The organism is Sphingobacterium tabacisoli (assembly GCF_017908035.1).
In the GTDB taxonomy this organism is placed as follows: domain Bacteria; phylum Bacteroidota; class Bacteroidia; order Sphingobacteriales; family Sphingobacteriaceae; genus Sphingobacterium; species Sphingobacterium tabacisoli.
The window spans coordinates 1,504,024-1,527,372 of sequence record NZ_JAEQMU010000001.1; the positions used below are offsets into that span (position 1 = coordinate 1,504,024).

Annotated in this window: 25 protein-coding genes; 18 read left to right on the forward strand and 7 right to left on the reverse strand. The window is 40.6% G+C overall.

Annotated features, from left to right (window positions below; genetic code table 11):
* Nucleotides 1-31: 31 nt before the first annotated feature.
* Nucleotides 32-607 (reverse strand): RNA polymerase sigma factor, encoded by a 576-nt coding sequence (locus JKG64_RS06325; protein ID WP_210353477.1) that lies wholly within the window; start codon nucleotides 605-607, stop codon nucleotides 32-34.
* A 123-nt stretch (nucleotides 608-730) separates the two neighbouring features.
* On the opposite strand from JKG64_RS06325, the gene JKG64_RS06330 reads away from it, so the two are divergent.
* Both JKG64_RS06330 and JKG64_RS06335 read left to right on the forward strand, forming a co-directional pair.
* A complete protein-coding gene (locus tag JKG64_RS06330; protein ID WP_210353478.1) occupies nucleotides 731-1,096 on the forward strand; it encodes a DUF1016 N-terminal domain-containing protein in 366 nt (121 codons plus the stop codon).
* Between the two features lie 146 nt (nucleotides 1,097-1,242).
* Nucleotides 1,243-1,797 (forward strand): HD domain-containing protein, encoded by a 555-nt coding sequence (locus tag JKG64_RS06335; RefSeq protein ID WP_210353479.1) that lies wholly within the window; start codon nucleotides 1,243-1,245, stop codon nucleotides 1,795-1,797.
* A gap of 345 nt (nucleotides 1,798-2,142) precedes the next feature.
* Here JKG64_RS06335 and JKG64_RS06340 read toward each other — a convergent pair whose 3' ends face one another.
* Nucleotides 2,143-3,207 carry a PDDEXK nuclease domain-containing protein gene (locus JKG64_RS06340; protein ID WP_210353480.1) on the reverse strand — a complete coding sequence of 355 codons (1,065 nt, stop codon included), beginning with the start codon at nucleotides 3,205-3,207 and terminating at the stop codon, nucleotides 2,143-2,145.
* Between the two features lie 192 nt (nucleotides 3,208-3,399).
* Complete coding sequence (locus tag JKG64_RS06345; protein ID WP_210353481.1) at nucleotides 3,400-3,666, reverse strand: helix-turn-helix domain-containing protein; 267 nt, start codon at nucleotides 3,664-3,666, stop codon at nucleotides 3,400-3,402.
* A gap of 93 nt (nucleotides 3,667-3,759) precedes the next feature.
* Here JKG64_RS06345 and dinB point away from each other — a divergent pair, with 93 nt between their 5' ends.
* The 9 genes from dinB (at nucleotide 3,760) to JKG64_RS06390 (ending at nucleotide 13,895) form a co-directional block, all read left to right on the forward strand.
* A complete protein-coding gene (gene dinB, locus JKG64_RS06350; protein WP_164112061.1) occupies nucleotides 3,760-4,938 on the forward strand; it encodes a DNA polymerase IV in 1,179 nt (392 codons plus the stop codon).
* Nucleotides 4,919-7,855, forward strand: a complete 2,937-nt coding sequence (locus tag JKG64_RS06355; RefSeq protein ID WP_210353482.1) for a DNA polymerase III subunit alpha — start codon at nucleotides 4,919-4,921, stop codon at nucleotides 7,853-7,855. The genes dinB and JKG64_RS06355 overlap by 20 nt, the downstream gene beginning before the upstream one ends.
* Before the next feature lie 189 nt (nucleotides 7,856-8,044).
* Complete coding sequence (locus JKG64_RS06360) at nucleotides 8,045-8,908, forward strand: COG1470 family protein (RefSeq protein WP_210353483.1); 864 nt, start codon at nucleotides 8,045-8,047, stop codon at nucleotides 8,906-8,908.
* Between the two features lie 32 nt (nucleotides 8,909-8,940).
* Nucleotides 8,941-9,957, forward strand: a complete 1,017-nt coding sequence (locus JKG64_RS06365; protein WP_210353484.1) for an ABC transporter ATP-binding protein — start codon at nucleotides 8,941-8,943, stop codon at nucleotides 9,955-9,957.
* Nucleotides 9,902-10,912, forward strand: a complete 1,011-nt coding sequence (locus JKG64_RS06370) for an ABC transporter permease (RefSeq protein WP_210353485.1) — start codon at nucleotides 9,902-9,904, stop codon at nucleotides 10,910-10,912. The genes JKG64_RS06365 and JKG64_RS06370 overlap by 56 nt, the downstream gene beginning before the upstream one ends.
* Nucleotides 10,913-11,017: 105 nt before the next feature.
* Complete coding sequence (locus JKG64_RS06375; protein WP_210353486.1) at nucleotides 11,018-11,983, forward strand: arsenic resistance protein; 966 nt, start codon at nucleotides 11,018-11,020, stop codon at nucleotides 11,981-11,983.
* A gap of 159 nt (nucleotides 11,984-12,142) precedes the next feature.
* Nucleotides 12,143-12,730: an ORF6N domain-containing protein gene (locus JKG64_RS06380; RefSeq protein WP_246512487.1), complete on the forward strand. Its 588-nt coding sequence runs from the start codon at nucleotides 12,143-12,145 to the stop codon at nucleotides 12,728-12,730.
* Between the two features lie 36 nt (nucleotides 12,731-12,766).
* Nucleotides 12,767-13,360: a hypothetical protein gene (locus JKG64_RS06385; protein WP_210353487.1), complete on the forward strand. Its 594-nt coding sequence runs from the start codon at nucleotides 12,767-12,769 to the stop codon at nucleotides 13,358-13,360.
* Between the two features lie 40 nt (nucleotides 13,361-13,400).
* A complete protein-coding gene (locus tag JKG64_RS06390) occupies nucleotides 13,401-13,895 on the forward strand; it encodes a GNAT family N-acetyltransferase (protein WP_210353488.1) in 495 nt (164 codons plus the stop codon).
* On the opposite strand, the gene JKG64_RS23005 is transcribed toward JKG64_RS06390, so the two are convergent.
* The gene (locus JKG64_RS23005) at nucleotides 13,861-14,283 is read right to left on the reverse strand and encodes a hypothetical protein (protein WP_246512488.1); all 423 of its coding nucleotides are present in this window, start codon (nucleotides 14,281-14,283) and stop codon (nucleotides 13,861-13,863) included. The genes JKG64_RS06390 and JKG64_RS23005 overlap by 35 nt on opposite strands.
* Before the next feature lie 527 nt (nucleotides 14,284-14,810).
* On the opposite strand from JKG64_RS23005, the gene JKG64_RS06400 reads away from it, so the two are divergent.
* Nucleotides 14,811-15,377, forward strand: a complete 567-nt coding sequence (locus tag JKG64_RS06400) for a DUF6624 domain-containing protein (RefSeq protein WP_210353490.1) — start codon at nucleotides 14,811-14,813, stop codon at nucleotides 15,375-15,377.
* 68 nt (nucleotides 15,378-15,445) lie between these two features.
* Here the strand turns inward: JKG64_RS06400 and JKG64_RS23165 are convergent, their stop codons facing one another.
* Both JKG64_RS23165 and JKG64_RS06405 read right to left on the reverse strand, forming a co-directional pair.
* The gene (locus JKG64_RS23165; protein WP_262897755.1) at nucleotides 15,446-15,568 is read right to left on the reverse strand and encodes a hypothetical protein; all 123 of its coding nucleotides are present in this window, start codon (nucleotides 15,566-15,568) and stop codon (nucleotides 15,446-15,448) included.
* Between the two features lie 39 nt (nucleotides 15,569-15,607).
* Entirely contained in the window at nucleotides 15,608-16,147 is a 540-nt protein-coding gene (locus tag JKG64_RS06405; protein WP_210353491.1) for a hypothetical protein, read from the reverse strand.
* Nucleotides 16,148-16,628: 481 nt separating this feature from the next.
* Here JKG64_RS06405 and JKG64_RS06410 point away from each other — a divergent pair, with 481 nt between their 5' ends.
* Nucleotides 16,629-17,213 carry a hypothetical protein gene (locus tag JKG64_RS06410; RefSeq protein ID WP_210353492.1) on the forward strand — a complete coding sequence of 195 codons (585 nt, stop codon included), beginning with the start codon at nucleotides 16,629-16,631 and terminating at the stop codon, nucleotides 17,211-17,213.
* A gap of 327 nt (nucleotides 17,214-17,540) precedes the next feature.
* Here the strand turns inward: JKG64_RS06410 and JKG64_RS06415 are convergent, their stop codons facing one another.
* A complete protein-coding gene (locus JKG64_RS06415; protein ID WP_210353493.1) occupies nucleotides 17,541-17,783 on the reverse strand; it encodes a hypothetical protein in 243 nt (80 codons plus the stop codon).
* Nucleotides 17,784-18,155: 372 nt separating this feature from the next.
* Here JKG64_RS06415 and JKG64_RS06420 point away from each other — a divergent pair, with 372 nt between their 5' ends.
* The 5 genes from JKG64_RS06420 (at nucleotide 18,156) to JKG64_RS06440 (ending at nucleotide 23,227) form a co-directional block, all read left to right on the forward strand.
* On the forward strand, nucleotides 18,156-18,332 hold the full coding sequence (locus JKG64_RS06420; protein ID WP_210353494.1) for a hypothetical protein: 177 nt from the start codon (nucleotides 18,156-18,158) through the stop codon (nucleotides 18,330-18,332).
* A gap of 11 nt (nucleotides 18,333-18,343) precedes the next feature.
* The gene (locus tag JKG64_RS06425) at nucleotides 18,344-20,335 is read left to right on the forward strand and encodes a hypothetical protein (RefSeq protein ID WP_210353495.1); all 1,992 of its coding nucleotides are present in this window, start codon (nucleotides 18,344-18,346) and stop codon (nucleotides 20,333-20,335) included.
* 114 nt (nucleotides 20,336-20,449) lie between these two features.
* Nucleotides 20,450-20,629 carry a hypothetical protein gene (locus JKG64_RS06430; protein WP_210353496.1) on the forward strand — a complete coding sequence of 60 codons (180 nt, stop codon included), beginning with the start codon at nucleotides 20,450-20,452 and terminating at the stop codon, nucleotides 20,627-20,629.
* A gap of 25 nt (nucleotides 20,630-20,654) precedes the next feature.
* Complete coding sequence (locus tag JKG64_RS06435) at nucleotides 20,655-22,271, forward strand: hypothetical protein (protein WP_210353497.1); 1,617 nt, start codon at nucleotides 20,655-20,657, stop codon at nucleotides 22,269-22,271.
* Between the two features lie 581 nt (nucleotides 22,272-22,852).
* Nucleotides 22,853-23,227 carry a hypothetical protein gene (locus tag JKG64_RS06440; protein ID WP_210353498.1) on the forward strand — a complete coding sequence of 125 codons (375 nt, stop codon included), beginning with the start codon at nucleotides 22,853-22,855 and terminating at the stop codon, nucleotides 23,225-23,227.
* Nucleotides 23,228-23,349 lie beyond the last annotated feature (122 nt).

Below are 23,349 nucleotides of genomic sequence, written 5' to 3' on the forward strand. Positions count from 1 at the left end.
GTAATAGGGTGAATTGTTATTTTTTTTCAAATTATCGAATGAGTTCCTCGACCACCACGCTACAGAGCATAAGATAGCCGATCGGCAATAGGTGCTCACGCATCTTCTTTCCGGCTTCCTGGATAAGCCGATTGACCGCCGGTTTGGAAATACCTAGCCTCTGCTGTATCTCTTTGTAGGATAATCCGTCGATCTTATAAAGCGTATACACTTCGCGCTGGCGTGGCGGTAATTTGGCGAGTGCAGCATCCACTGCCGCGCGCATGTCTTTCTGATCCATAAAACGGGAAACGCTGTCGTGTCCCTCGGTCAGATCGGCACGGGACTGTAGATAGACCTGTTGATGCAAGGCGCTACGGAATCTGTCTTTTGCCATATTGGTCGCTATGGTATGCAGATAACCACCGAATGATTTCTCGGGATTAATGTCGGCACGGAGCTCCCATACTTTGATAAAGAGATCCTGAAGGATATCACCAGCGAGCTCACTATCGCGAAGCAGAGTGATGAGTTTTGAAGTAAGCTTTGCCGCATAACTACGGTAGAGCTCTTCAAAAGCTTCATGATCACCGGTCTGTAATCGAAGTAATAAATCTCTTTCATCCATTTGGTTAGTACCCGCTTTGATTTATCGTGAGTGGCACCAAAGTTAATGGATAGTTTGCTGAAAAGAAAATTGTAGAATAAAAGTACTTTTAGTGCAAGCCTTCTCGCCTATCTTTCGCCTCATGTGGACGCGAGCTTGTACCATATTAGACTTTCGAATCTAGGAAGTGGATTCAGTACCCGGACATTGAGAGATATCCGTAAATGTTATCTGACTTTTCCTATTTGGGAAGATTTGGCACACGCGTGTGCCAAATTGGAATGGTCTCATATTCGGACTATTACAAGGGTCACTGATACTAATGCACGAAAGTATTATCTGAAAGAATCCGCTGAACAAAACTGGGGTGTACGGCAATTGGAACGTAATATAAATACGCTCTACTACCAACGTTTATTATCTTCAACAAATAAACAGCCTGTCGTTGATGAAATGGTTGAAAACACAAAGAATATAAAGCCGGATAACCGAGACTTTATACGTCATTAAAATCAAGTTTAGCTGTTTAGATAGTAATACAGGCAGCACGATTGAACTAGCTGGGAAATGTTTATCTAAGAAAATAGCAAAAAAAGGTGGTGCGAAAAGATTAATTTTGGTTACTACAAATTCAAATAGAGGTAAAAACTGTACACATGGAGAAATTAATTACCGCACTAACGGAATTAGAAAAGCTAAAGTATGTAGAACGCGGTACCAATGTAAAGGGGAGAAAGGAAAGTACAGCAGAACATTCATGGAGCTGTATGATGATAGCAGATATCCTTATTGACTTCGTTGAGGAACCATTGGACCGGCTCAAAGTAATGGAATATTTGCTTTATCATGATATAGTTGAAGTCTATGCTGGTGATGCAAAATTTAACAATCCCGATGAGATGAAATTAAAGTATCAAAAAGAAGCATCGGCATTAGCAAAAATTAAAACATTTATTCCCAACCAAAATAGATTTGACAAAATTACTTCGGAATATGAAGAACGTAAGACACGGGAAGCTGAATTTGCAAAAGCTGTTGACTGTTTAGATGCTTGTATTCGGAATATCAATGATGAAACCAAATCAGCGAACGACGGTTTTACAGCGGAATTAATTAGGCAGAAATATTTGCCTCATGTATCCCAGTTTGATATTACAAAAGAATTATTTGAACATTTAATGCTTCAACTGCGAAAACTAAACAAGCTTTAAATAATATTTTTATATTTCTTATATCGATACTGTAACGTAAACTGTGTCAACGGAATAATCTGACAAGTGCTCGTCTGGTATTTCTATTCCGCTATCTTCGATTGCAGCAATTCGTTCGGATTTACCACAGGTAGAATCACCCCATTCAAATTAGTTTCAGCCAATCGGCTATACAAAATGCCTCGCAGGGTAGAATAAGATAACCAAATAAATGCACTACGGAGGTATTCAACAGCTGGCGCCAAAATACTTGTGGTGCCCTAGCAAATGCTTCTTCTATCAATTAGCATCCCAAAACTCGAGAGCTTTTTGTGTAAGCATAATTTAAAGTATTGGAATAGTATATTATTCTTCAGAAATATTATCTGAAAACAACTCATGTAATTTCTGTTGCAATAATCTTTTATCAGGTAATTGCATTTGATATTCGGCAACCATTGTCGGAGAAAGACTTCTGCTCAACGCATATTCTACTACTTCACTGTCTTTATCTTTACACAACAAAATCCCAATACTTGGATTTTCGTTCGCTTTTTTCACATCGCGATCTAAGGCTTGCCCTAAGTGTTCAGGTTTAAATTTATCGGCTTTCAATTCAAAGGCTACCAAACATTGTAAACCTCGATGATAAAACAATAAATCTACATAGAAATCGCTATTGCCAACCTGTATTTTGTATTCTTCGCCAATGAACAAGAAGTCTTTACCTAACTCTAAAATGAAATTTTTCATTTGATGGATTAAGCCTTTTTGTAAATCGCTTTCGCTATGTGGTTCCGGAAGATTTAGAAAATCGAAAACATAGCTGTCTTTAAAGATATTTTGAACTTCATTATGAATTTCTCTCGGCAGTGCTGAGCGTTTTGTATTTCCAATCATTGTACGCTCAAAATAACCTGCAGATATTTGACGTTCTAATTCACGTTTGCTATATCGCTCACGAATACTCAAACGAATATAAAACTCACGCTCTTCTTCTGTTTTACAACGCGAAAAAATAATCATATGATTTGTCCAACTTAGCTGAACTAAGATCGTATTCTTGATATCTTGAGGTTGAAAGTCTAATTGTGTATCCACTGGTGACACAATTATATCATATTGTTTATCAGGATCTTGCATTTGTCTCACCACTGGTGCGACAAATGGTAAATTTGCATAAGTTTCATAGAATTGAATCATCCGATACAATCCTGAACGGTTAAATCCTTTTAGTTCTGGGTTGTTCTTTTGGATAAAATTTGCCAATTCCTCCACCGTTTTATCCCCCCATTCAGCAAACGATAATTTTTGCTTGATGTATGCACCAACATTCCAATACAAATTAATCAACTCGGTATTTACGGCTTTTATCGCTTGGTTACGAGATTGTTTAATTAACTGAATAATGTCTATAAAACGTGGTTCCATTGTATTCTGAGTATACTGTAAAATTACAAATTATTATCCCTCCTTGTGTGTTTGTTGGGATTAATTCATGTATTGACCGATTACTTCGTCTGATTCTCTCCTTTGCATAAGCGATGTCAACTCCCTCACTAATTAAACCTGCTGATGTGAGAATCGATTATAACCTACCACTCTACATTCTCATCTCCTCACCTACTTAACAGGCAGCACCATCCGATAATCCGGTAGCTTCAACAGCTCCTCTATCCGAGACCGTTGCAGATCGATGCCTACCAGTAGATCGATCGACACCTGAAAATACCGCGATATACGCTGTAGGAGCTCTATCGGCGGTTCGGAAGCCCCCTCTTCGTACTTGGCATACCTCGACCTGGTGATGATGAGATCATCAGCGACCCGCTGCTGGGACAGGCCCCGACGCCCCCGCAGAAAACGCATATTATCAGCTAGTAATGACATACCCCTCCTATATTGCTACAAATATTAGCAACAAATATACAATTCTAAAGCATAGTTTATACTAATTTTGTTAGCAAAATTAAATAACTAGTGATGGAGAGGCATATCGTACATTGTGACCTGGATACTTTCTTTGTATCGGTAGAGCGGTTGATAAATTCGGATCTCACGGGCAAGCCTGTGCTGATCGGTGGCAATGGGGATCGTGGTGTGGTGGCTTCCTGCTCGTACGAGGCCCGCAAATATGGCGTACACTCGGCGATGCCGATGAAGCTGGCACTACGGATGTGCCCCGAAGCGGTGGTAGTGCGGGGTGACCATGACCTGTACTCGAAGTATTCGGGCACGGTGACGGAGATCATCGAGGAGATAACGCCTATTGTGGAGAAGGCTTCTATCGATGAGCACTACCTCGATATCACGGGAATGGACAAGTTCTTTGGCTGCTGGAAATGGACGCAGGAGCTCCGCGGAAAGATCATCAAGGAGACGGGGCTACCGATTTCTTTCGGCCTATCAGTCAATAAAACGGTCTCCAAAATAGCTACGGGCGAGGCAAAACCCTGCGGCGAGAAACAGGTGGTAGGTGGTATGGAAAAGATGTTCCTAGCACCGCTCTCGATCCGTAAGATTCCGATGGTGGGCGAAAAGTCGTACCTCACGCTGCGCAATATGGGGATATCGCAGATCGAAACCCTGCAGCAGATGGAAGTATTTACGATGCGCAGGGTGCTGGGTGAAAACGGGGTATCGATATGGAACAAGGCCAACGGGGTGGATCACAGTGCGGTGGTACCCTTTCGCGAGCAGAAGAGCATGAGCAAGGAGAATACGTTTCTGGCGGATACGATAAATATGGACATCCTGCGCAAGACACTGGTCGCCATGGTGGATGAACTGGCCTATGACCTGAGGCATCAGCAGAAACTAACGGGTTGTATAACATTGAAGATCCGCTACTCGAACTTTGATACGCATACGCAACAGCTCGCTATCCCGTATACGAACTCGGATCGGGTGATAACGGAGAAGATTCTGGAACTGTTCAAAAAGCTGTATACGCGCCGGATGCTGATACGCCTGATCGGTGTGAAATTCAGCAAGCTAATACATGGCTCGTATCAGGTGGATCTATTCAATGATACGCTGGAGGAGATACGTCTGATGCAGGCTATCGACAAGATCAGGAACCGCTATGGCGTGGAGCTGATCAAGAAGGGGATCTGTCTGTTGGATAAAAAAGGAGGTGCGAATGATGCTCAACCTGCATAGTTATTTTAGCCTGCGCTATGGTACGCTGAGTCTGGAGGATCTGGTGGAGGGCCTGCTGGCTACGGGACATGATACGGCGGTGCTGACGGATATCAACAATTCGTCGGGTTCGTTGGATTTGCTGCGTCTGGGGATGAAGGCGGGATTGAATATTCTCGCGGGCATGGAGTTCAGGAATGAGGACCAGCTGCTGTATATCGGTATCGCACGGAATAACGAGGGATTCAGGCAGCTGAATGAGCTGATGACGACGCACAACAGGGAGGCTTCGCGGCTACCGGACACGCCTCCTTATCTGGATCAGGTGTATATGATCTACCCCTATGGCAGCAGGTCGGTGAAGGATCTACGGGAGAATGAGTATATCGGTATAAAGCCGAACGAGCGTAATCTGATCCGACTGGAACCTGCTGCAAACTGGGAGCGCTATGTGATCCTAACACCCGTCTCTTTCATCCCGGAGGATTATAAACTGCACTGCCAGCTGCGGGCGATAGACCACAATATTCTCTTCTCGCAATTGGACAAACGGATGGTAGCGGGTAAGAATGAGGTGCTGCTACCGAAGGTGCAGCTCCTGGAAATGTACCGGGACTTTCCGATGCTGATACGTAATACGAACCGCCTGCTTGGCTCCTGCTCTTTTGAGCTGGATTTTAAGAAAATGAAGAATAAGGAGTCGTTTACGGGCAACCCTGTCAATGATAAGCAGCTGCTGCATAAATATACGATGGAGGGATCCATGCGCAGGTATGGCACGACGGATAAGGTCGCGCTGGAGCGTATCAAAAGGGAACTGGAGATTATCGAGAATCTACGCTTCTCGAGCTATTTCCTGATCACGGATGATATATGCCGCTATGCACGCAGCCGGGACTTTCACTATGTGGGACGTGGCTCGGGGGCCAACTCGGCGGTAGCGTACTGCCTGGGGATTACGGATGTGGATCCGATCGATCTGAAGCTGCCCTTTGAGCGTTTCCTGAATCCCAAAAGGCAGTCGCCACCGGACTTTGATATCGACTTTAGCTGGAATGAGCGGGACGATATCTATGATTATATTTTCAACCGCTACCAAACGGGGCATACCGCCCTGATGGGTGCAATGAGTACGTTCCGCTCGCGGAGTATCCTGCGCGAACTGGGTAAGGTGTACGGCCTGCCCAAAGCGGAGATAGACCGACTGGTGCATGAACCGGAAAATATGCTGAATAAGAATGAGGTGACCAACACGATCCTCTCGGTGTATAACCGGATGGCGGATTTTCCAAACCAGCGGACGATACACGCCAGTGGTGTGCTAATCTCGGAACAGCCCCTCACCTACTATTCGGCACTGGACTATCCGCCTAAAGGGCTGCCGACCATGCAGTTTGATATGTATGTATCGGAGGATATCGGCTTTGAGAAGTTTGATATCCTATCGCAGCGGGGTATCGGTCATATCAAGGACTGTCGGGAGATCGTAAAAAAGAACAGGGGTATCAGCATCGATACGGGCAACCCAAAACGTTTTTTTGAGGATCCGAAGATTGCGGATCAGCTCCGGTCGGCCAATACGATCGGTTGTTTTTATGTGGAGTCGCCGGCGATGCGGCAGCTGATCACCAAACTCCGCTGTGATGATTACCTGACTCTGGTCGCGGCTTCGTCGATTATCCGCCCGGGGGTGGCTTCGTCGGGGATGATGGCGGAATTTATCCGTCGCCACCATAATCCGGAAGCGGTGGTGTACCCACACCCTGTATTCAAGGAGCAGCTGGAAGAGACATACGGTGTGATGGTGTATCAGGAGGATGTAATGAAGATCGGCAACGCCTACGGTGGTCTGGATATGTCGGATGCGGATGTACTGCGCAGGATGATGTCGGGCAAGTACCGTAGCAAAGAGCATCTGCTGGAAATCGAAAGTAAGTTTTTCGACCACTGCCGCAAGCAGGGCTACCCCGAAAGTGCGAGCAGGGAGATATGGCGGCAGATGGAGAGCTTTGCTGGGTATTCTTTCAACAAGGCGCATTCGGCTTCCTTTGCGGTGGAAAGCTATCAGAGTCTGTTTCTGAAGACGTACTATCCGAAGGAGTTTATGGTGGCGGTGCTGAACAACTATGGGGGCTTCTACAACCGTAAGGTGTATGTCAATGAAGCTAAACGTGCGGGTGCCCGAGTGAACCTGCCCTGTGTGAACAGGTCGGTATTTGCGGCAACGATCTATGGGGATGATATCTTTCTGGGATTTGACGCGCTGCTGAATCTGAATGATAAGCTGGCACTGCGTATCCCGGCCGAACGAATGGCGAATGGGGAATATACGAGTCTGGAAAACTTTGTACTGCGCACGGGGGCCAAGCTGGATCAGCTGATTATCCTTATCCGGACGGGTGCTTTCCGCTTTATGGAACTGGGCAAGAAGGAGCTGCTATGGGAAGCGCATCTACTGCTGTCGAAGGATAAGCGGGCGGAAACGGTACCGCTACTCTTTGAAATGGCGAGCCGTAAACCGGTACTGCCGAAGCTGCAAAGCTCGGTACTGGAAGATTATTATGATGAAATAGAACTGATCGGCTTTGGGGTGTCGGGTTCGCTGTTCGATCTGGCTCGCAGTGATTATAAAGGGGACGCCAAGGCTGCGGATCTCATGAAGCAGGAAGGAAAAATGATCCGTATGGTGGGGGATTTTGTAGTCGAAAAGTATGTACGTACGAAAAGCGAGAAGCTGATGAAATTCGGCACTTTCCTGGATGCAGACGGGGATTTTTTTGACACGGTACACTTCCCTCCTTCGCTGGCCCAATACCCCTTGCGGGGCAATGGCCTATACCTGATCGAGGGTAAGGTGGTCGTCGAATTTGGATGCCCTGCCATCGAGGTGACCCGATGTGGCAAGATGCCACTGAAAGCGGATCCGAGGAGTGTTTAACAACGATGAATTTGGAATACGTAACGATTTATTGAAAAGTGTCATTTCTCAAGAGAAGCTATTTTTTTTAAATTACACTTGACGCAAATATCTACAAAAGCTAATTTTGAATTCTAGACCTAAAAAGGTACAATTTTATTCAAGACATTTTCTAAAAGCTATTAATATATAATTGTTAGTTATTACATCATGTTTAAAGGATTCATTTTTACCGAACATCTGAAGTCGAGAATCGTATCAAAAGCTTTAATTCTCGCATGTATCCCTGCATCACTCGCAGTCCAAAATGTAACGGCTCAGGAAGCCAACAATGCTTTAAGTCCAAATTTTAAAGTGAGATTGATCAATCTGGAGGCCCCTTCTACAGAGGTATTCCGATATAATGGTTCTATCACTAACCCAAGTGGACAGGAAAAAATATATGAGCTACAATCTAGCTTGCCCCCGGGATGGTCAGTTGCCTATAAAACCGAGGGTATGCAGGTTACCTCAATCAATGTAGAACCGCATACCAGTAAAGAGATTAGTATAGAAATAACGCCATCGTATACCGCGGATATAAAAAAACATATCATCCCAGTTAAAGCTATAACTCAAGGCGACACTGCGGTGGTCAAGCTGGAATCTGTTATAAAGGGCACCTACAAAATGGAAATCTCTACTCAAAACCAGGTATTAAGCGGTAATACGACAACTGGAAGTAAGAAAGAGATATTCCTTACGATAAAAAATACCGGGTCCATGCCTTTGGAGAATATTGAACTGACGACACAATTGCCTTCGAAATGGGAATCGAGCTTCGAAATAGATAAAATAGACAAACTCGAACCTGGTAAGACAAAGGATGTCAAAGTCAACATTAAAGTTCCAGACAAAACTATAGCCGGTGATTATATGGTCAATGTATCGGCTAAAAACAGTAACCTCGAATCTTCTTTGGCATACCGGATGGAGGTCAAAACTTCGCTCCTGACCGGTTGGCTAGGCATGTTATTGATCATTCTGGCTATTGGCTTTATTTATATATTGATTCGAAAATACGGTAGGCGGTAAGCGGGTTAAAAACAATTGAAAATCGAACAGATATGAATAATCCTATTATAAAGCTAAGAGGGTTATCCAAGCATTATAAAAATAAAATTGCTGTAGACAACCTTTCCCTTGATATAAATAAGGGTGAAATATATGGCCTTTTGGGGCCAAATGGAGCTGGCAAAACGACAACTATCCTTATGCTGCTGGGGCTTAGCGAACCTACATCGGGACAAGCGCATGTATGTGGGCATGATGCTACACGTAACCCTATTGCCGTAAAACAGAAAGTCGGATACTTACCCGATAACTTAGGATTTTATGGACATATGACTGCGCTCGAGAATCTTTCTTTTATCGGTAGGCTAAACGGTCTTTCTGAAAATGAAGCCGAAATAAAGGCTATCGAATTGCTGGATATCGTTGGACTGAAAAACAATATGCACCAAAAAACTGCTACATTTTCCAGAGGCATGAAGCAGCGCTTGGGGCTCGCTGATGTGTTGATCAAAAAGCCTGAAGTGATTATCCTGGACGAACCTACGCTCGGTATTGATCCGAGCGGTGTGAAGGACTTTCTGGCACTCATCAAAAAACTGAACGAAGAACAGCAGTTGACCGTGCTTCTATCCTCGCACCACCTCCATCATGTACAGCAGATCTGCGATCGTGTTGGAATATTTGTGGATGGTAAGCTGTTGGCAAATGGTGATATCCCCAGTTTATCAAAACAATTGTTTAATAAAAATGGCTATGTCACTGTCCTACGATTCCCAAGCGACCGCCCTATATCCGATCAATTGGAAAAGGACATGCAAGCTCTATCTGGTGCGCAGGAGGTAATTGTACACGGAAACGAACTGGAAATAATGTCTACCCATGACCAGACCGCTGAGATGGTGCGATATGTAGTTCAAAAGGGATATGATTTAGTAGGTGTCCAACAGAAAACTTATGGATTGGATGAAATCTATCTCGAATATTTCAAAAACGAAAAAAATCTAAATGTTAGTAATGAAAAATCTAAAGGAGTCTTTAAAAAGACGTTTTTCAGAAAGCAACGGGGGTAACGAAGTCCGATCTCCCCTGCGTGTCTTGTTGCGCAAAGAAGTGGCCGAGCATATCAGAAGCTGGAGATTCATCATATTGTTAACATTGATTGTATTGACATTTATCGCATCAATGTATTCGTCATTAAGCAATATTAAATCCGCATTTGTAGCCACTGATAACAGCAGTACTTCATTTTTCTACCTCAAGCTATTGACATTGACAGATGAGTCCATTCCTGCATTTCATATATTCCTCAGCTTCCTTGCACCCATATTAGGCATTAGCCTGGGATTCGATGCAGTCAACTCGGAAAACAATAATGGATCATTAATACGTCTAATGGCTCAGCCGTTGTATAGAGACAATCTTATTCTCGCCAAATTTCTCGCCCCCTTACTGATTGTCGCTGTACTATTCTTCTCTCTGTCTTTTCTAATTGTGGGCTATGCTATGTACATTAGTGGTATCCCTATCGAATGGCAGGAAGTCGTCCGTATATTAGCTTTTAACGGGATGACTGTGCTATACGTAGGTTTTTGGCTTAGTATTGCAGTCCTGTTATCCATTCGCTTCAGGCAACCTGCCACCTCGGCATTGACAGCAATAGGTATATGGCTATTCTTCACAGTATTTTTTCAAGTGGTTATCAATATTGCGATAAAAGCTTTTATTCCAGATCCTAATTATCTTTCTGCAGATAAAATAGCTTACTATAATGAGGTAATCCTAAATATTCTTCGGATATCTCCAAATCAACTCTATGTCGATGCCTCTACGACGCTTCTAATGCCGATGGTCAGAAGTTTAGGTCCCGTATCTATGGAACAAATGGCCGGAGCTATACCCAGTAGTATATCGCTAAGAAATAGTTTAATGCTAGTATGGCCTCAATTGAGCGGCCTGATCGCATTTACGTTACTTCTATTCGCCGTATCCTATGCTCTTTTCATGCGAAGAGAGATTCGGTCATGATATAATTATGCAATGGCACCACAATATAAATGGTGCCATTTTTAAATTCCCATTCATTTTCCAAAGGATTGTACATTTTGAAAAATTAGCATTTATCTTTAGGCCATGATCACAAAAGACGTCTTAGAGAAAAAGCAAATACATATTTACATAGTCACTCTCCTATTTGCAGCTTTGACTGGGTTGACATGGAGTGGTAGCGCAACACTACAGGACACTATAGAGCCTATAATTGGTATTCTGCTATACAGTATGTTCTGTCAGATTCCTTTTTTAGAAGTCAAAAAATCATTTAGAAATCCTTCCTTTTTTAAGGCGCTCCTATTCGGTAATTTTGTGCTGATTCCGCTGCTAGTATGGATACTCATCCAAGTATTCGCATTAAGTACACTGACCACTATAGGTGTATTACTGGTTCTATTGACACCCTGTATAGATTATGTTATCGTATTTACACATCTAGGAAAAGGAGACTCCAACTCGGTACTCGCGGCTACACCTGTACTGTTTATTGTTCAGATGTTGCTCTTACCGCTATTTTTATGGCTTTTTATTGGACGTGAATCTATTGAGGTATTCGAAATCACGCCATTCGTAAAGACATTCTTCTACCTGATAGTAATACCTTTCGCTTCAGCGCTGATCACGCAATGGGCTTCAAAAGCTACGCGTATAGGTGGTAAGATGATGGACCTGTCCAGCTGGCTCCCGGTTCCATTTATGGCGCTGACCTTTTTCGTGGTCATAGCATCACAGATCAGGACACTGAGCACCAATCCACAGCCTATCTATGATGTATTACCTATTTATATCCTATTTGCGATAGTCGCTCCCTTGGCTGGTCTCCTTTCTTCGAAGATATTTAAATTGTCCACCGCTCAAGCCAGAGCCGTGGCCTTTTCTTCGAGCACGAGAAATTCATTGGTGGTCCTTCCATTGGCACTTGCCCTACCTGCACCAGACAATCAATTGGTTGCTGTCGTTATAGTCACACAGACCGTAGTAGAAATCCTCTTCGAATTGCTGTACATAAAAATAATCCCAAAAATGATCCGTGGTAATGATAAATAGAACAATTTTACCCTGTATTCTAACTAGAAAACATAGATTATGGAAATAAGAAAATATCTTTAACAGAATTCTTTATTATGTTTGATGCTTATATGCAAAAAAAAGAAGTAATGAAGTAGGATTTCACTTACTAAAAACCAACTATAACCTCGGGGAATTATGAGTAAAAGCAACCATTCAGAAATAAAAAACTTGCATCCGGAAGATGTTCTGATGAGCAGAATTTATCTTTTCAGAGATCAAAAAGTGATGTTGGATCGGGATTTGGCAGAGCTTTATGGAGTAGAAACTAAAGCATTAAACCAAGCTGTAAAGAGAAACATAGCTAGATTCCCTCCGGACTTTATGTTTGAACTAACACAGGAAGAATATAGTTCTTTAAGGTCACAAACTGTGACCTTAAACAAAAGAGGAGGTCATAGCAAGTACTTAGCCAACGTATTTACTGAACAAGGTGTAGCCATGCTGTCAAGTGTACTAAAAAGTGCACAAGCTATACAAGTTAATATACAGATCATGCGAGTATTCACTAAACTGCGTCAATTCCTTACCGATAACTCAAGGATACAGCATGAACTAACAGAAATGCGACTCGCCATAGAAAAGCTTTCAAAAAAACAAAAAGGCCACGACCAGAATATCGAATTGCTATTTGAATACATCGACCGCCTGCAAGAGAAGGAAGAGAAGACGGTGATGAAGCAGAACCCAAAGGGTGAAATCGGATTTAAGGTCGGTGGAAAATAAAGCACTGAACTACCTACTTATTATAATAACAGATATATGAAAAACCTACTACTACTATTATCCTGTATAATACTCCAGTCATTTACGACTGTAGCAAATGATCCTATTGATAAAATCGGTGTCAAAGGTCCGTTGACATTTGATAAAACTGTCTTCAATCTAGCCTGGTCGAGCAATCCGAATAAAGGATATTACGTTCAAGAATACCTCCCTAAAGGAGAGAAAGTAGAAAATTTCAACCAGATGCTCTCTATACAGCTACTGGAGGCTGATATTTCGATTAACAATGTGGTGAGTCAAAAACTGAGAGAACTAAATGATCGAAAAAAAACAGATCCGATATGCAACTATCAGGTAATAGAGAATCCTGATGCGAATGAGGTCATTGTTGACTTCTTGATTGGGGAGAGCAAGAATGATAAAATGACTGTAGTCGAGTTTAACGTATATCGCTACAAGCAGGTGGAGCTGTCCGACGGGAAGAAGGCAATGCTCCTATATTTTTACTCGAAAAGAAGTTATGGTGAGGGTATCACTTCTTTTTTACAAACGTTGAAAACCGAGCGGACAAAATACATAAACGAGATGATCGGAACGGATATCCCTAAAGTATCAATACAGGATAAATAAAAAGCAACGTGACATTCCCAGCGGACGAAAAATACACATCATGGAAATAAGAAAATATCGATCTAGCGATATTAAAGAAATAGCTGAACTATTTTATGAAACTGTCCACACAATAAATAAGAAGGATTATTCAGAAGAGCAGTTATCTGTATGGGCAACAGGCAACATTGATATGGAGAAATGGGACATTTCATTTCAGTCTAACCAGACATTTGTGGCTTTGGAAAACGATGTTATCGTAGGCTTTGGTGATATAGAAGCAACGGGCTACCTCGATAGATTGTATGTGCATAAAGATTTTCAGGGTAAAGGAATAGCTACTGCGATATGTAACGTTCTTGAAAAAGAAGTAAATATGGATTGTATCCAAGCACATGCTTCCATTACAGCAAAACCATTCTTTATAAAACGAGGGTATAAAGTCATCAAAGAGCAGGAAGTGGAAAGGCAAGGTATACTATTGACGAATTATCTCATGGAGAAGTGTCTACAGCCTATGATCAATCAAAGGCATCATTTAATAACTGTCTTATAGAAACCAAATGTCCGAATAGAACGACAGGAACTATAAAGGTCGGCAACCAACTAAACGGAAAATTCAAAATAGCTATATTAGGCTGTTCAAAGGCTATTTTTTGCACTGGAGATGGAGCGGATAAAAAAGCATGGATTACGATGTTCATCAAAAGACCAAGACAGACAAAATTCCAACCCAAAATAATTTTGCGGTTAACCTTTCCCTTCACCAATCCAAAGTAAGCAACTATTGGTGCAGTTATACCTGCAATAATATCAAAATTTCTTCCTTCAAATGTCATCAATTCGGGAATAGCACCATTTAAAAAAAGCCAAAACAGCACGAGCTCGACTGGGATCCGGACAATGTTCAGATAGGTGATTTTTATAATAGAGAGACCATTCATAAATTTTCGACCATTTTTCGTTAAGAATAAAACGATAATTGTTAGGATCGGTGGTAAAATCCCGAGCACCAATATATTGGGCGGAGATGAATCGGGATGTGAATTATAAACATTGTTAAGTGGCAAAACAGCTTGAATAATTAACCATAATACCAAACCTATAATGGTTATTGTTGATTTGTTTCGTGCAGTGGGAGACTCCGAGGTCATAATAACCCTTGAGAATAAAAAAAGCGTTGCAAGTGTTGTCAGCCCGAACGTTAAGGAAATATATATAGGTAAAGTCTCTAACATCTTTTTCCAATGAAACTGCAAGGTAAAACTATTTGTCTCTTATAATGCTTTCCATAAGACAAGAAAAAAGCCTTTCAACCAATAAAACCCTTGACATGGAATCCCCCCACAAAAAAACAAGTAAAGACCATACTAGCTAAGCTTTGCTGACAGAACGGCTATATTAACTAAATACCTTTAGGATAGTTATTGCGTATTAAATACCTTTATACTACATTTCAATTTTTCATTCTATGTTATATCAGGAGATAGCTAAGCAATTAATTCAATTAGCAGAAAATGATTTAGCCGTAAGAGAACAACTGCTTAGCCAAGGTAAACTCTCTGAAGGATATAATCCAGAAATGGAAGCAGTTCACAAAAGCAATAGTCAAGCATTAAAAACCATTATTAAACATATAGGTTATCCTACAATAAGCAAAGTCGGGCATGAAGCAAGTGAGGCGGCATGGCTTATTATACAACATTCCATTGGAGATCCTGATTTTATGATCCAATGCTATACCGTAATGTTAGAAAATAAGGATGATATTTCTAATGAAAACATTGCTTATCTACATGACCGGATCTTGATGTATCAAAGTAAGCCTCAAAAATACGGAACCCAACTGATCAGTATAGATACACCTTACCCTGTTGAAAATATTGCCAATTTAAATAAGTATCGCATAGAAATGGATTTACCACCACTAAGTGAAGCTCAAATTAAAAATATACCACCTATCCAAAACATTGAAACTATAGATAATGAGAACCCTACTTATAATGAATGGAGAAAAAAAACAGGGTGGATTAAATAACATAATTACACCTCTACAAGTTAGAGCAACAACCTATCAAACAACACTTTAAAACCCATTCCATCCTATTACTTGACAGGCACCATCATCTGATAATCGGGTAGCTTCAGTAGCTCTTCTATCCGAGCCCCTTGCAGATCGATGCCTACCAGAGATTTATAGAAACCCAAAAACACCGCGATGTACCCCATGTGGACGCGAGCGCAATGTCATTAAATTAAGCGTGACTCTTATAGATATCTCAAATCCATTATCTCAGCATATGGCATATTCATAATCTGAAAAATATACATCTTACGAGATTTATCTACCATATGTTTTGTGTTCAGAAATATGTCCCACTCCCCAATCATCCAATTTATGAAAGCAAAATCATCATTTAAATATTCACTATAGCTTACATTCATCGAATCTCCAAAATTCTTGAAAAACACATCAAATTGACTATGACTGAGCTCCAATATTATATATATACAGTATTGACCTTGAATATTTTCATATAGGTATACATCGTCAACTTTAAGACCATACAATCTTATGTCAATATCTTTGTTTTTTAAAGCCCAATTATGATTGAGCATTAACATCGGGTGATCACTTGTAAACTTCTCATCCTTAGTTAAGTTTTCATGAACAAAGTGCTTTTTTTTGAAAACATCCAAACTGGACTTATCAAATAATATAGATTCTAAATTCATTCTTGATTTTGGTAAGTATTGAGCAAAAGCCAAATATAAAGAAAGTAAAATATGTAAACAGTAGTAGTTCATCTAGCAATCGAGGGGATTAGTATAATGACGCGAGATTGTAGCTCGTGTCATTACAGTTCTTATAATTAAGCATCGAGCAGTATATTCACAATAAAACCCCTGACATGAGATACTCTCCAAAAACTAGGAAACATCATACAATATAACCCTTGCTGATGCAACGGCTATATTTAACTAAATACCTTTGGGATAGTTATTGCGTATTAAATACCTTTATACTACATTTCAATTTTTCATTCTATGTTATACCAGGAGATAGCTACGCAGTTAATTCAAGCATTATTAGAGCTTATTTCCAAAGTACAACAGTTATTTGCTCACTAACGAGAAATTCTAGTAATAACTGAAATAAACATTATATAATATATACTATATTAGGAGAAACAAAGCATAACAATGAAAAGTATACTGAGTTTAATTCTTTCACTATTTGTGCTTGGAGCTACTTAAAATACTGGTGAAGTGAAGAAAAGAATACTACATGAAAGAAATTATTGAAACAATAAAGACGAGCAGCTTTGCTTTCAAGCTATTCACGTTTTTGCCGATACTTTTGGTGTGTTATATCGCTGGATCTATTGATATGGGTCCCTTTTGGATTCCGGTACTATTTGGGCTATTTGTGGGATTGATATTTATGGATAGGCTAAGGTTCAAGATTTTATTATTGCTATTACCTATTATATTTTTCATCATCTTCATCACAATAGGTGGTTTAGCATTTTTAGCCCCTTTTATCAGCTTTTCAGACGATGGTTTCAGACAAGATGGCTTGTTAGTAAGATTACTACGTTCAATGTCAGGAATGTGGTGTGCATGGGTGATTTTAGCAACATTAAAGTTGTTTTTTAGGGTTAAACTGAAATTTGAATACTTTATTTTAGCTGCAATTTTTGTGTCTCCACCTTATTTACTGAACCTGTCTCCAGATAGAGAACCTACATCAGGATTATTCTATCTGCTTTGGAATTTTGGGATTTCTTTTGTCATATGCCTACTATTTTCTGAGAACAGAAGTGGTAAAAATACCAGGACTTTTATGAGTTTTTTGAGAGGTCTGGATTAGCCTATTTTGTGAGAAATGCGTTGGTTTGACCGAAATCAATGACATCAATACTCGAAAATACCTACGCGATTAAATATTGAAGCTGTAATCCTGTAAAATAATACCGAAATTTAAAAAAATGGATAAACCCGTTGGTGCGAGCGTCTTCGCTCATATCTACATTAGCGTTTCGAATCTTTAGCCTCCCATACGATGGATATACGCTCCGTACTCATCTCGCTAAAAATCAACAGAAAACAGCAGATACAAAAAAAGCCGCTCCAATCCGGAACGGCTATGTATCTTTATAAAATTAAAGCTTTTTGTCTTATGCTCCTTTAAAATATTCTACTTAACAGGCAGCACCGTCTGATAATCCGGTAGCTTCAATAGCTCTTCTATCCGAGACTGTGGCAGATCGATTCCCACCAGTAGATCCATAGACACCTGAAAGTATCGCGATATACGCTGCAGTAGCTCTATCGGTGGCAATCGGGATCGTGGCGTAGTGGCTTCCTGCTCGTAAGAGGTCCGCAAATACGGCGTACACTCGGCGATGCCGATGAAGCTGGCACTGCGAATGTGCCCCATGTGAACACAACTATAAGAAGCAATCAGTCTATACCTGCGGCAAATGAACCACCAAGCTATAGTACCCCTAAAATCATCCCTCCCGGCCTTTAAACATCGTTTGAGTATTTTTGAGTATATAAAGAACGGTAGTTAATTAAACAGCCTTCGTTATCTTAGCTCATAAACAATTAGCTCCATACGAACAACCATAGTATAGAATCACCTGGAGTTGAAAGTATAAAAAAATAAAACTTTCTTCAAAAGCAGCAAGGTACCTTAAAAAGCACTTTGAACTGCACATATATAATATGCACTTCACTCGATAAAACCTATTCTAATGGATCTAGCTCCTTATTAGAATAAAGATATCAACTCTTAGCCGCGAAAAACATGAATAAAAAAAAGAAACACTACATCCCGCCACAAATTACCACTGTAACAATTGAATTAGAACAAAGTATTGCTGCCTCATCGGTAACAATCAGTCCAGGTGGCGGTGGGACAAACAATCAACCCTGGATAACAGAGGAAGAGGTCGAAACCATAGAAAAAGATTGGTTTTTTTAATGAGAAATAATATGACAAAAACACAATTAGATATCAGGAGAACGGTATCTAGGATATCCTGTTCTTTAACTTTAATTACTTTGGTCGTTCTAACATTCTCGTCTTGTTCAAAAGAGGTGGACACAAAGGTACTGCCAGATGGTTCGACCAAACTAAGCATCACTGTAGGAAGTGTCACAGGCGAAGACCTTATTCCTGGTACAAAAGGCAGAGCTTCGTCGAGCACTGTCAGACTATCCAGCGGAGAAACCATTTTCAAAAAGGAAACCATCAAATTGGATGATATAGAAATGGATATCACGGCTGCAGTAGGAGACGATCTTTCTTTTGGAAAAACCAACTTCCAAAAAACCTTTGATAGGGTCAAACAACAGCCATCACCTAGCAAACAGATGGCAGTTGCAGGAATCAATCCTCTAGCAGTAGATATTCCTATGGAAGTAGGGGTAAAATACTGGTTTGTACTTTTCAATACAGCAACTCAAAAGATTGATCATTCGGTACAAGCCGTATCGGGTACTAAGCTCGAACTGGATGTCGTAAAGAACCAATCGTATGAATGGTACGCCTATTCTTACGACAGCCAAGAAAACATCTCCCCTTTAAACTCGAACAATCCAGAAGTACAGACGAGAGCAGACAGGCCTTTTCTATATGCACGAGGAACGATAACTGCTACCGCTACGGGTAATACCCCTGTAGCAATCGTGTTTAAGCACCAATTGCAACAGGTAAAAGTGCGATTGGATACCCGTGGGCTATTCGGCAACATATCTACCCTATTGGCTAAATTTGCACAGAATACGAGTATCAAGACTGGGCCTTTCAACATAAAAAACGGTACTATGGGGGCTGCGCTTTCTACAGTACCGCTTAATAATCTGACATTTACTGTGGTAGAAAATGATTCGCAGCGTCAGGTAGAAGCTCGGTATTACACAGCAGAGCTCACAGCGCGTAGTTATACGCTTGATATAGACCAACTCTCCGTCATACTACCCAACGGGATCACAGAAAACCTACCCGTCCAAAACTTAAGTGTCCAAAACCGGACCTTCGCATTCAGCACAGGAGGAAAAGGAAAGGTACACTATGCCAAAATCGATATCTACAAAGTGATACCTAGAAAGACTATTCTGCATATCGAAGGTAATTCGGTATACAGCTATGCCGCATCCAACCCCGACAAAGCATCAGGAGCATTCTTACGGGATGTAAGAAACTTCAGCTCTGTCAGTGAATACTTACGGGTGGAAGGATTTACTCATGATGTACAGACCTCTGGGGCAAATAAGCTACGGGATGCCTTAGCCAATCCGGCAAACTATCCTGACATTATTATAGCCGGCATGTTTTCGGGATTCACGGTGGCTGATTATGATGCTTTGGAAAAATACATCCGACGAGGAGGAGTTGTATTCTTAATGATAGAAAATGCAAATTCTGGGCGACCGGAAGCTTTCTTCCAACGGATCTTCAACTCTTCCGCGGTAACCATGAAATTATATGATATAAGTGGATCTATTTACAAATTAAATAATGTAGACTCCGATGTATTAGGTTGGCCATTTGGTGACACCCGCGGAAAATACTGGGGGCAGGATGGTTCATCGACTTTCTATATAGAAAACATACCAGCGAGTGAAAAGCAGAAAATATTTGTTTATACGGAATCAGCGGTGAATAGAAACAATCAACAGCCAGGTAGTGTATCTATGTTCCGTCATAAGACATTTAATTTATTCTATGTAGGTGATACCGGATTTCTATCCAACGAAAAGCAATGGGGCCAATACAGCAGTACCACCATTGAGCCCTATGCAACCAACCAGCAGAACTTCCCCGTCGCGCATACTGCATATGGAAGAGCGGCACAGTCGAGTTCGCCGGAAGCGGGTACTTCTGCAGGAGGATGGCATGTACATAACTCAATCATATTCGGAAATGTTTTTGCTTATCTCGTAGCCCAGGCACACTATATGGAATTGGATAGATCACCCTAATATAGTACTAGTTTCATCAATTGGAAAGAGCATATCCATCTCATGTTCTTTATACAGACTCATGCTTGGACTGGAACTATACAATGAGTAAAACATGTATTTGATAACAAAATAATGAATGTAAAATTAAATCAGCTTCCGAAGAAGCCTTATGTAAAACCCTCTATAAGTATCACTTTTATCGAACTTGAAGAAAGTATTGCCGTATCATCAGTCCAACCCAACAATAACCATACTGCAGTTAAAGAAGAATGGAATGAGCTTGGAGATGTATATCAGGATGTAGAATGGTAAAGTATCTCAAACCAAAAGAATAATCATGACACGACTAAACTATCTACTGCTCGCAGTAATTACAACTATTGTATTATCCTGTTCAAAAAAAGGAGATAATCCCGGAGATGGAATAGCTACAATCAATATGAAATTTGGCGGTACTGAGATCATAGACGTAAACAACAGGATGGAAAAACAATCCAATATCTCTTCTGGAAGTATTGGACACTTATCGTCACAACCTATCCAGCATATAGAGATACCTCTAAACGCGAACTACAAAATCGTAGCTACTTTAACCTCTGACCGTGTGATACACGCTAAAGACAAGAAGCCCCAAACTAAAGGTAGTGTAGAATCAGACCTTCCATTGGGTACCAAGTACAGAATAATAGCATATGATGCCAGTGGAGCGTTCAGGGAATACAAAGATTATACGGTTGGAGCTGCTTTAACCAGCGAGGATTCCTTTCGGGTTCCAGCAGGGCAGAATTATACCTTCGTAGCCTATTCGGTAGGCACTATGGAGATCAGCGATCTCGATGATATTATGCCCTCAGGAAACTTTAATACTGCTCGATTTAACAATGTAGATGGTAATAAACACTTTATGTATTACATCAAACCCGCCAGTAGTTATTCGGAAGGATTAACGACTCTGAATATTGTATTAAAACATGTATTCAGTCAGATCAAAACAGTCATCACACTGGACAATGCAGTACCTGGAAACCTAGAGACGATTGGGGCAATGATCAAACCTCATCTTAACAAGGTGAATATAAACGTAGATGGAGCTATTCCTGACTATACCAACGGTACTGTGTCGGGATCTGGTGCAAATGTTGATTTTATAAATGCCTCGAATAACCGAAGTGCCGAAGCCAATACTATTGTAACGGCAGCTGATCAAACTTCTACGGGTGGGGGGGGCTTGATCATTACCAATATTAGTATCAGTGGAGAGAGTAGCACACAGGTTCCGCCAGTTAATGGTCTTAAAATTATACCTGGTGGTCGCTATACCCTTACACTAAATGTAAAACAATTTACGCCAGATGGTCCTACAGATATTGATTATGGTGATGCCAAATGGGCACTGGCCAACCTTGTCTATAATTCTTCTACCGGACTTTACGGCTTTGCTCCGACGAGTGGTGACTATGGAGACTATTGGTTCCCAGGTTATACTCTCCCTAAGCGATTGGATATTTCAAATCCAAATCCGGATTCGCCAGGAGGTGTGAATGGTGAGAATGGAGATCCTTGTACGCTAGTACTTCCTTTGGGTGCCTGGAGATTACCTACAGAAGCGGAATATAGATCTATTGTACGGGTTAGTGGTCAGCCATTTCCTCCTCTTCGATATATAGGTCCTTATAATGGTTCTGGGACAAATACCGGAATGTTCCTTGATACAAACACGCATCCCGGAACGGAATATGAAAAGTATCTTTTCTTTGTATATGGAGGTTCATACAATGACAATCCTTCAAGTGTTACACAACGAGGTACTACTGGTTACTATCTATGTAGCTCCCCTACCTACCCAGGCGGTTACAAAATGATGCAGTTTGGAAATAACATTAATACTGCGGAAGTCGCTAGTTCTATAAATCCGAAATCTGCCATGCAGATTCGCTGTGTGAGATCAAATTAAACTAAAAAGACAGGGGCAATAGTTTTCCCCTGTCTTATGTACTCAAGAATTCAAGCAGCTCTATTTGTCAGTTCTGTTAGCGAAATTTTGTGCTTAGTCATCTGCACATCTAAATTTACAGTGAGTTTTACTTTAGATAAAGTGAAAGATTTACTGTCTTTATCTTTACGCAACAAAATCCCAATACTTGGATTTTCGTTCGCTTTTTTTAAATTTCGATCCAAGGCTTATAACTAGAAGTTTTATTGCCCTAAGTGTTCGATTAAGCAATCCAAAGTAAGCAACTATCGGTGCAGAAACTTTCTGAAGGTCACTCCACTCCTCTTATCAGATTAATATATTACGATTCAAATTTAGATTGGAACAGGAACTGGATACGTCCGGTGTATTCTCAGGCAGGTATAACGCTGATCTGACTAGCCTGCAGGAATAAATGGCAATTGATGGCACCAATTTAGATCAGGATTGGCATCGATATTCATACTTAAATTATAACATCAAGTAAGATTTTTTTTTAATAATTATACTATCCCAAGTTTTTTTATCTTTGCCAATACAAAAAGGACATTAACCAATTTATTATGAATCAATTAAAAGCTTTCTTCGAGAAAACATTTTGGGTTTGGATCGTTCTCAAAGTTATACTCGGTATTGCCGTATTTATATTTTTGATCAATCATGCTAAAGGAAGTAGTAAGATGAATATTATTGCTATCATATACAGTTTGCTTCTGTGCTCAGATGTCTTTTTTCTAATTGCCGATACGCATAGTAGAGGAATTAAAAGATTTACAGGGACTTTATCTCTGTTTTTTGCTGTTGTAGTTAGCTTTGTGCTGTTATTTTTTGGAAATGACACCAAAATAGGCTGGGAAATGGGGATTGCGATAGTTGTTTGCCTAGTTTCCGTAGGCTTATTTGATATTCTACAAATTCAAAGAAATTTAGAAGAGTAATAAAAACCAATTATCGATATAAAAATACAACTGATTATTGTGGTTTTAATCACAATCTTTTCATCGATACATGCATAAAGCTTTTTTAACACAAATAACTAAAAACCATATATTTGAAACAA

Coding starts and splice junctions, on each gene's coding strand:
- JKG64_RS06380 (WP_246512487.1), top strand. CDS start 12,143: ATGAGTAAAAGCAACCATTCAGAAATAAAAAACTTGCATCCGGAAGAT.
- JKG64_RS23005 (WP_246512488.1), bottom strand. CDS start 14,283: ATGAATGGTCTCTCTATTATAAAAATCACCTATCTGAACATTGTCCGG.
- JKG64_RS06375 (WP_210353486.1), top strand. CDS start 11,018: ATGATCACAAAAGACGTCTTAGAGAAAAAGCAAATACATATTTACATA.
- JKG64_RS06335 (WP_210353479.1), top strand. CDS start 1,243: ATGGAGAAATTAATTACCGCACTAACGGAATTAGAAAAGCTAAAGTAT.
- JKG64_RS06435 (WP_210353497.1), top strand. CDS start 20,655: ATGACACGACTAAACTATCTACTGCTCGCAGTAATTACAACTATTGTA.
- JKG64_RS06425 (WP_210353495.1), top strand. CDS start 18,344: ATGACAAAAACACAATTAGATATCAGGAGAACGGTATCTAGGATATCC.
- JKG64_RS06365 (WP_210353484.1), top strand. CDS start 8,941: ATGAATAATCCTATTATAAAGCTAAGAGGGTTATCCAAGCATTATAAA.
- JKG64_RS06390 (WP_210353488.1), top strand. CDS start 13,401: ATGGAAATAAGAAAATATCGATCTAGCGATATTAAAGAAATAGCTGAA.
- JKG64_RS06385 (WP_210353487.1), top strand. CDS start 12,767: ATGAAAAACCTACTACTACTATTATCCTGTATAATACTCCAGTCATTT.
- dinB (WP_164112061.1), top strand. CDS start 3,760: ATGGAGAGGCATATCGTACATTGTGACCTGGATACTTTCTTTGTATCG.
- JKG64_RS06345 (WP_210353481.1), bottom strand. CDS start 3,666: ATGTCATTACTAGCTGATAATATGCGTTTTCTGCGGGGGCGTCGGGGC.
- JKG64_RS06400 (WP_210353490.1), top strand. CDS start 14,811: ATGTTATATCAGGAGATAGCTAAGCAATTAATTCAATTAGCAGAAAAT.
- JKG64_RS06370 (WP_210353485.1), top strand. CDS start 9,902: ATGAAAAATCTAAAGGAGTCTTTAAAAAGACGTTTTTCAGAAAGCAAC.
- JKG64_RS06325 (WP_210353477.1), bottom strand. CDS start 607: ATGGATGAAAGAGATTTATTACTTCGATTACAGACCGGTGATCATGAA.
- JKG64_RS06430 (WP_210353496.1), top strand. CDS start 20,450: ATGAATGTAAAATTAAATCAGCTTCCGAAGAAGCCTTATGTAAAACCC.
- JKG64_RS06440 (WP_210353498.1), top strand. CDS start 22,853: ATGAATCAATTAAAAGCTTTCTTCGAGAAAACATTTTGGGTTTGGATC.
- JKG64_RS23165 (WP_262897755.1), bottom strand. CDS start 15,568: ATGGGGTACATCGCGGTGTTTTTGGGTTTCTATAAATCTCTGGTAGGC.
- JKG64_RS06405 (WP_210353491.1), bottom strand. CDS start 16,147: ATGAACTACTACTGTTTACATATTTTACTTTCTTTATATTTGGCTTTT.
- JKG64_RS06415 (WP_210353493.1), bottom strand. CDS start 17,783: ATGGGGCACATTCGCAGTGCCAGCTTCATCGGCATCGCCGAGTGTACG.
- JKG64_RS06360 (WP_210353483.1), top strand. CDS start 8,045: ATGTTTAAAGGATTCATTTTTACCGAACATCTGAAGTCGAGAATCGTA.
- JKG64_RS06355 (WP_210353482.1), top strand. CDS start 4,919: ATGATGCTCAACCTGCATAGTTATTTTAGCCTGCGCTATGGTACGCTG.
- JKG64_RS06410 (WP_210353492.1), top strand. CDS start 16,629: ATGAAAGAAATTATTGAAACAATAAAGACGAGCAGCTTTGCTTTCAAG.
- JKG64_RS06340 (WP_210353480.1), bottom strand. CDS start 3,207: ATGGAACCACGTTTTATAGACATTATTCAGTTAATTAAACAATCTCGT.
- JKG64_RS06420 (WP_210353494.1), top strand. CDS start 18,156: ATGAATAAAAAAAAGAAACACTACATCCCGCCACAAATTACCACTGTA.